The sequence below is a fragment of the Candidatus Omnitrophota bacterium genome (genome assembly GCA_013791745.1).
Classification (GTDB): Bacteria; CG03; CG03; order CG03; family CG03; genus CG03.
The window spans coordinates 1-2,330 of the sequence record VMTH01000060.1; the positions used below are offsets into that span (position 1 = coordinate 1).

Here is a 2,330-nt window from a genome sequence, read left to right on the forward strand (position 1 = left end):
CCATATATTTGTTCATTATAAGTTCGTATACACACGCGGCACACGGGATGAGATACCGCAGCATATCTCATAATTGATGGTGCCCGCCAGATCCGCTATTTGCGAGGCGCTGATCTCTTCTTTGCCCTGCCCGCCCATGAACACAGCCTCATCGCCGATGCCCACTGAAGGCAGATCCGTGACATCTATCATCGTCATATCCATGCAGACGCGTCCGGCTATCGGGAAGCGCCTTCCGCGGATCAGCACCTCGCCGCCTTTGGAAAGTTCGCGCCTGATGCCGTCGGCGTAACCGGCGGGGAGCGTCGCGATAACGGAATCCCTGCGAGCCTTCCAGTCGCCGCCGTAGGATACCCTTTCGCCGCGCTTTATCTTCCTTATGTAAACGATCCTGCTCAAAAAACTCATAACAGGCAAAACGCCGCTGTACGAAGGAAAAGGCTTGAGGCCGTAAAGCCCCAGGCCCGGCCTGAAATGGGTGAAGGTGTTGCGCATAAAAGTCTGGGCCGCGGTGTTGGACGCATGCAGTACCTTCGGAGAAATGCCGGACGCCTTGAGTTTTTTTATCAGCTCCCTGAAATTTTCCGCCTGAGTCAGAGTCAACTTCCTGTCCGTGTCAGCGCAGGGAAAATGCGTGTATATGCCCTCAATTTTTAAATTCTTCATTTTTGAGAGTTTGACAATATTGTCATAAGCGCCCCTGTATCCGAAACCTATCCTGTTCATTCCCGTATCCACTTTGATGTGAGAAGGATAAGGGGAACGCGCCATCTGCGAAAGGGCCCTGCCCGAATCAAGGGAAGCTATTGTCGGCGTGAGGCGGTATTTCAGCACTTCTTTAAAATTGGCGAAAGGATAAATACTGCCGCCTATGAGAATAGAGCCTTTTATACCCGCTTTTCTCAGCTCAATACCCTCTTCAATGAGCGCGACGGCGAATATTTTCACGCCCTCCGACTCAAGGGCCCGCGATACCTCGACGGCGCCGTGGCCGTAAGCTCCTGCTTTCACCACCGCTATCACCGGTTTTTTACGGGAAATGCGGCGGTAATTTGTTTTGAGCCTATCCAGATCTATTCTGCAGTAAGTGGGCCTAATCATACATCGGTCGTGTCTTCGCCCATCGGCCTTTCCAGTTCGGTGAACAGAGAAAATTTCTGCATGAATTTCAGCTCTATCGTGCCGGTGGAGCCGTTTCTCTGTTTTCCTATTATCACTTCCATCACAGGGTTGGGAACATTCTCGTCGAAATCATCCTGCCTGTGAAGAAAGAGCACAAGATCGGCGTCCTGCTCAATGGCTCCGGAATCCCGCAGATCCGACAGCCTCGGACGGCTGCCCTTGCCTGTGCGCTTTGTGACTTCCCTGGAAAGCTGAGAAAGGGCGATGATGGGAACACCGAGCTCTTTTGCCATGATTTTTAAGTCCCTTGATATTTTGGATATTTCGAACTGTCTGCCCTGCCTGCTGTATCTGTCATCCGCAGACATGAGCTGGAGGTAATCTATGATTATCAGAGCCAGCCCTCTTTCCGAGGCGAGTTTCCGCGCGCGGGTTTTCATCTCGAGCACCGACGGAGAAGATGCGGAATCTATAAAAACCGGATAATTCATGAGTTTGTTGACGGTGGTGTTTATCTTGTCTTCCATCTGGCTGGTGATGCACTGGTCAAGGGTCTCGTACCTGAGGCTGTTCCCTGAAATATGGGCTTCGGCGGCGAGGATCCGTCTGAAGATCTCGGATGAAGTCATCTCCAGGGAGAAAACGCACACGGCCGGCGCTTTGCTGTCTTTGTGTTTTTTGACAAGCTGCTCGGCTACATTCATGCAGATATTGATCCCCAGAGTGGTCTTGCCGACGCTCGGACGGGCGGCGATGATTATCAGCTGCCCCGGAGCCATGCCGAAGGTTTTGGTATCCAGCCGTTTGTAACCGAATTTCACTATATCGCTCTGCTGGGCGTCGCCGATGCCTCGTATAAAATCCTTACCGAGGCCGCTGAGAGTGTCAAAGTCCCTGGCGCTGGTCAGGTCCGATGTCACCTGCATTATGCTCTGCGCGGAACTGTCCATGACCTCCTTGGCGGGCCGGGCGTCCTTAAAGCACATGTTTATTATGTCGGTGCCGGACTGGATGAGCCTTCTGAGCATATACTTGTCTTTCACTATCCTCGCGTAATCAGCGGCGTGCGCGGACACCTCGACAGTTTCAACCAGATATGAAAGATATTCAATTCCGCCGATCTTTTCCAGCTCGTGCTTGCTGTCCAGAGCCGATTGAAGCGTTATCAGGTCAAGCGGTATGGAATTGGATAGCAGTTCTATGAGAGA

2 protein-coding genes are annotated in these 2,330 nt (G+C 52.1%); both read right to left on the reverse strand.

The features are described 5' to 3' along the window. Positions 1 to 15: 15 nt before the first annotated feature. Complete coding sequence (alr, locus tag FP827_02825) at positions 16 to 1,101, reverse strand: alanine racemase (GenBank protein MBA3052011.1); 1,086 nt, start codon at positions 1,099 to 1,101, stop codon at positions 16 to 18. Further along, positions 1,098 to 2,330, reverse strand: a 1,233-nt coding sequence (dnaB, locus tag FP827_02830; GenBank protein MBA3052012.1) for a replicative DNA helicase, incomplete at its 5' end; no start/stop codon positions are given. The genes dnaB and alr, both read right to left, overlap by 4 nt.

Bases quoted from the DNA above. Each gene is read 5' to 3' on its own strand.
- alr (MBA3052011.1), bottom strand. From the start codon at position 1,101: ATGATTAGGCCCACTTACTGCAGAATAGATCTGGATAGGCTCAAAACA.